The following is a 4,942-nucleotide window of genomic DNA, read 5'->3' on the forward strand; positions in this document are numbered from 1 at the left end:
TGCTGCACTGCGAAGACATTCCGTGCCAGTTGTCTGCCGCGATGCGGACGCTGGCGGTGACCAAGATGGGCGAGCTGATCCACGCTCATCACGTCGATTTGATCGTGATCAGCAATGGTCCGGCTCGTCGAGCGTGCATGATCGCGGTCGGCGAATTGATCAAGCAATCGGCTGACAAATCGGTTCGATGGACGTTGGCCGATCGCAGCGGAGCAGACGCGTATGCCGGCGGTCCTGCCGGCGATCAAGAAATGAAGTCGACCCCGCGTCGTTTCCGTGCGGCGGCTTGGATCGCGTTTTCGGCGATGCAGCCGGCTCAAGCGATCGTGAAGGTTGATCCGCTGAAATTGCGACTCGGTTCGTTCCAGCGTGAATTGTCCGATGACGCCGTCTTGTCCGCGTTGGAAGACGTGATGGTCAGCGGCGCAGCCCGCGGTGGCGTCGATGTCAACTCAACCGCAACGACTTGGATGCAGCGTTTGCCGGGCATCACAGCGGAAATTTCCCAGGCGATCGACGAACGACGCCGCGAGAAATTGATCGCTTCCCGCGACGAGTTGGCGACCGCGATCGAGTGGCCTTCTGTTGTCAATTCTCGTCAAGCGATGCCTTTCCTGCGGGTTTTCGCCAGCGAAGAAACCCTCGATGGGACGCTGATTCATCCCGACGATTACCCGCTTGCGAAAAAGCTAGCAGCGGCGTTGAACATCGAGTTGCCTCCAGATCGTCCGCCGGCTTACGAGCTGCCTGATTACAGCGAACCTGCTGTGGCGGCCACCCCGGAGCCTTCCACAGAACCGGCCAGCGAAATGGCTGACAGCGAAACGGCTGACAGCGACGAGTCGGCGGCCAGCGAAGACGCCACGCCGGAAGCGACGGCCAGCGAAACCACTGCGGAATTGTCCGCTGAATCCACGCCGGAATCGGCCGAGGCACCCGCTGCTGAAACACCAGCTTCGGACGACACCGCCAGCGAGCAGCCTGCGGCGGAAGCCACCGAAGAAACCAGTGCCACTGAAGAAACCAGTGTCAGCGAATCCGAGGCACCTGCTTCTGAGGAAACGCCCTCACCAGAAGCTGCTGCTGATTCCACGGATGGCGACGCGGCGTCGACCGATGGTGAACCCGTTGAAGGCACTGCCGAAGCCAAGTCGGAACCAGAAGCCCCGGCCGCTCCGGAACCCGTGCGTCGACCGATGCCCGAACGAGCCGCTATCGACAAACTGATCAAAGAATGGCAGATCGGAAAACGCCGTTCGCATCAACTGGTTCGTTGGTTGTGCGATCCGTTCGGCGAGGGGGCATCCGAAGGTGAATCGCCCGCCGTTATGACTGCGATGCCATCGCTCGCGGAATTGAAACCAGGCGACCAAGTCATCGGCGTGGTTGTCGGCGTGATGCCGTTTGGTGTGTTCATCGAATTGTCGCCTGATTGCAGTGGGCTGATTCACGTCAGCCGTATCTCCGACAGTTTTGTGGAGGACTTGCACGAGGCGGTTCAAGTCGGGGACGTCATCACCGCTTGGGTGACCGGAACCGACGCCAAGCGTCGTCGAGTTGCCCTGAGTGCCATTTCACCCGAACGCGAGGCGGCACAGGAAGCTCGTCGCCAGAATGATCGCGGTGGACGCGGTCGCGGACCCGGTGGTCGTGGCCAAGGCGGTCGCGGGCAGCAACGCGGTCAATCAGGTGGACAGGGGCAGCGATCAGAATCGGCACCCCGCGGACGCGGCCGGCAGTCCGGTGGCTCAGGCCAAGGCGGACAACGTGGCGGTCAAGGTCGTGGTGGCCAAGGCCCAGGTCGCGGTGCTCAGGGTGGACGCGGCGGCAAACCAGGCGGTCGTCCCGGTGGGCGCGATGGTGGCCGAGGCGGTCGCGGTCGTGGACCGAAGAAACCCGAAGTTTACGAAGTCATCGGCAAAGATCCTGAAAAGCCACAGATCAGCGACGCGATGGCCAAAGGCGATGAGCCGTTGCGATCCTTCGGCGATCTGATGCAGTTGTTCAGCAAGGAAAAAGGCCAGACGACGCCTCCAGCGGACAAAAAGCCAGCTGCCAAGCCTCCTGCCGCGGAAAAGCCAGTCGCTGAGACGGCGACGGTTGAGAAGCCGGCCGAAGCGCCTCCTGCGGATCCGCCGGCCGCGCCGAAAGCAGAGGCCCCTGCATCAGAAGCTCCTGCCCCACAAGCCGCTCCTGAGGGAGACGAATGAGCGACGATTTTCAGTCTCGATTGGAATCAGCCATCGCTCGCGGACGCCGGCGTGCGGAGCATCAAGCTTCGCAGGAACGGAAGAAGGAGATGACGGAGGAAGACTTGAAACGGCTGCACACGTCGTATCGTTTGTCTTTGTCGGAACAGATCGAAACTGCTGTGCGTCGCGTCGCGGATCATTTCCCTGGATTTCGTTACGAATCGGTCTTCGGAGAAGAAGGCTGGGGGGCAGCCTGTTATCGCGACGATCTAAGGCTCGATGCCGGGCGTCGCACCAACTTGTACAGCCGCTTGGAATTGGTCATTCGGCCCTACAGCGATCTGCGTGTGCTGGATTTGAAAGGCAAAGGCACGGTGATGAACCGTGAGCTATTCAATCGCACGCACTACACCAAAATCGCGGAAGTCGAACCGGAAGAATTCAGCCAATTGATCGACGCTTGGGCGATCGAGTACGCCGAAATGTATTCTGCGAAAAGCGCGACTTCCTGAGAGTTGCTGGCCATCATCGCTGACAAATGTCTCAGCGGTTCGTCGCTGTCACTTGCATGCGAGCGTGGGTTGGCAGGTGATTCTTTCCGATTCGACCATCGGCTTTGACCCATCCCAGTGGGCGACCACGATGCTGGACGATCTGCCAACCGCGGCGATCCGTCGGAACGGTGCCGCCTGCCAAGTACGTCGCGGCTTGGGCATCATCCAGTTCAATGCGTCCGGCGTTTGCCGTGAACGGATCGTCGGTGTGTCTCAGCGCACAAGCGTGAGATGGTTTCCACGTCTGTCCGGTGCGGTGAGCGACTTCGGGGCCCATCGTCCAGTCTTGTTTGACCCATTCAGGAGCACCTTTGCAGAACGCTTCTGCGATCCAGTCGCGTTGTCGCAAGAGCACCGAGGTACCGTCCGTTTCAGTTTCCGAGCACGTTCCTAGGACGGATCGAATCAATTCATCGCAAGCGGAATCAAGAGGCTGCTCCGATTGCAGCACGCCTCGGCGAAGCAACCATGGGGCTTCGGCGAACTCGGCTTCGGCGAACTCGGCTGCGTCATCAGATGACTCCGGGTCGCTTGGTTTATCCAAACGAGCCGCGAAGGCGCCTGCGCACCCATCGCGATGGGGCCATACCCGGTAGCCACATTCGGTGAGCGAGCTTTGGTAGTCGCTCAAAGCGTCGACCGGTGACGGTTGCATTTGCAATTCACGCGTCATCCAATCCACTTGCGCTTCGTTTTCAGCGACGGCGAAAGTGCACGTGCTGTAGACGATTGTTCCACCAGGTCGAAGCAGTTTGTGAGCGGCCGTTAGGATGCGTTGTTGGCGGGCCGCATTCGTGGCCACCATCGATTCATTCACGGCACCTTTGGATTGTCGTCCGCGAGACAGCAAGGCTTGGCCACTGCAAGGAGCATCGATCAGAATCGTATCGAAAACACCGGGTAGCTTTTCAGCGAGAGCGTCGGGGTCTTCGCAACTGACCGCGTAACGATCCGATCCGGTTCGTGACAGGTTGTATGCTAGCGGTGCGACTCGCGAGCGAATCGGTTCGTTGGCGAGTAAGAAGCCATCGTGTCCGATCGCTTCGAGTAGTCCAGTGGCTTTCCCGCCCGGCGCCGCACAGAGATCGCAAACCAGTTGCACAGAAAGTGAATCAGTGTGAGCTTCAGCCGCCGCGAGGGCGAGCAGTGAACCCGCGTCTTGTAGATAGAATTCACCTGCGGCGAAGTCGATGGATCGCGAGGCGCGAAAGTCCGCAGGGATTGCCACGGCGAGTGGATACCAGGGTACGTCCGATTGTGATTCACCGTTGTCCCGGTTCATTCGAAATGCCTGAACGCGATCTCGGCGGACACGCATCACATTGGCATGACGCTGGCTCATCGCCGCGGCGAGTTGCCCTAGTTCATCGCCTGGCAATTCAATGGGCGCGATCGCCGAGGCGACTTGTTCCGCAGAGAGAGCCAAAGGCTTGCGATTCGCGGAAGGTTTCGAAGATGCCTGCGATTTGCGGTTGGCTTTCTTAGAGCCTTTTCGAGACCGACTCACGTTCGTGTGATCTTGTTCCAAATGGACATCACCAACGACAGCGAGATTGCGATCATCAGTGGCGAGGTGAAGGTGAACATGATGAACATGACTTGCGAAAGACTGCCTGAGTCATCTTCGGGAGGTTTCGCACCGGCCCAAATGGCAATGTCCGTTTGGACGCTGGGGACTCGCGAGGCATAGAACAGCCCCGCCAGGAACAGGGCGCTGATCAAAACCAGCAGCAGCGACACAGCGATGCTGACTTGTGGTCGAGACGAGTTGGGGGAAGCGGGGCGCGGTTCGAGTTGGGGGACGGAATTGGCTTCAGTCATCGAAAATGCCAGCCCCGAAATCATCGAACGGTTCGGTCTCTGCCTGCGCCGAGCGTTCCGGTTGGGCTCCTCCCGCATCACGATTTGGCGAGTTGGCCACGGTTGAACCACGCGACCCACCGCCGCGACGGTGAAGGTGTGGTTGTGGGATGCGTTTCTCGTCGCCTTTTTCGCCCCGAGCGATCAAGGTTTCGGAACCGGTTCGGCTGACGGGGCGGATAACGGGATTTTCATCCGACGTGGACTGGGGTGAATCGGACGAGGAGTTTGTGTAGTCGGCTTCGTCGTAGTCACCCGCGTCGAAATCGTCTTCGTAACGACTTCGATATCCAGGTTGTTGTGACCGATCCAGTTCCGCTTTGAATTCTTCGATCA

At 59.6% G+C, this 4,942-nt stretch carries 4 protein-coding genes and 1 pseudogene; 2 read left to right on the forward strand and 3 right to left on the reverse strand.

Going from position 1 to position 4,942, the window contains the following annotated elements; genetic code table 11:
* Both ACF8AM_RS20340 and ACF8AM_RS20345 read left to right on the forward strand, forming a co-directional pair.
* Positions 1-2,210, forward strand: a 2,210-nt coding sequence (locus ACF8AM_RS20340; RefSeq protein WP_392557407.1) for a S1 RNA-binding domain-containing protein, incomplete at its 5' end; no start/stop codon positions are given.
* On the forward strand, positions 2,207-2,704 hold the full coding sequence (locus ACF8AM_RS20345) for a hypothetical protein (RefSeq protein WP_392557408.1): 498 nt from the start codon (positions 2,207-2,209) through the stop codon (positions 2,702-2,704). The genes ACF8AM_RS20340 and ACF8AM_RS20345, both read left to right, overlap by 4 nt.
* 31 nt (positions 2,705-2,735) lie before the next feature.
* Here ACF8AM_RS20345 and ACF8AM_RS20350 read toward each other — a convergent pair whose 3' ends face one another.
* From ACF8AM_RS20350 to ACF8AM_RS20360, 3 genes and pseudogenes are all read right to left on the reverse strand, one after another.
* Positions 2,736-4,253 carry an SAM-dependent methyltransferase gene (locus ACF8AM_RS20350; RefSeq protein ID WP_392557409.1) on the reverse strand — a complete coding sequence of 506 codons (1,518 nt, stop codon included), beginning with the start codon at positions 4,251-4,253 and terminating at the stop codon, positions 2,736-2,738.
* Positions 4,250-4,567: a hypothetical protein gene (locus ACF8AM_RS20355; RefSeq protein ID WP_392557410.1), complete on the reverse strand. Its 318-nt coding sequence runs from the start codon at positions 4,565-4,567 to the stop codon at positions 4,250-4,252. Before ACF8AM_RS20355 ends, ACF8AM_RS20350 begins: the two co-directional genes overlap by 4 nt.
* A pseudogene (locus tag ACF8AM_RS20360) lies at positions 4,560-4,942 on the reverse strand (stage V sporulation protein G); the annotation flags it as partial. The gene ACF8AM_RS20355 and the pseudogene ACF8AM_RS20360, both read right to left, overlap by 8 nt.

Source organism: Rhodopirellula sp. JB055 (genome assembly GCF_043100905.1).
Taxonomy (GTDB): Bacteria; Planctomycetota; Planctomycetia; order Pirellulales; family Pirellulaceae; genus Rhodopirellula.

Excerpts from the sequence above, each read along its gene's own strand:
- ACF8AM_RS20345 (WP_392557408.1), top strand. The coding sequence starts at position 2,207 with ATGAGCGACGATTTTCAGTCTCGATTGGAATCAGCCATCGCTCGCGGA.
- ACF8AM_RS20355 (WP_392557410.1), bottom strand. The coding sequence starts at position 4,567 with ATGACTGAAGCCAATTCCGTCCCCCAACTCGAACCGCGCCCCGCTTCC.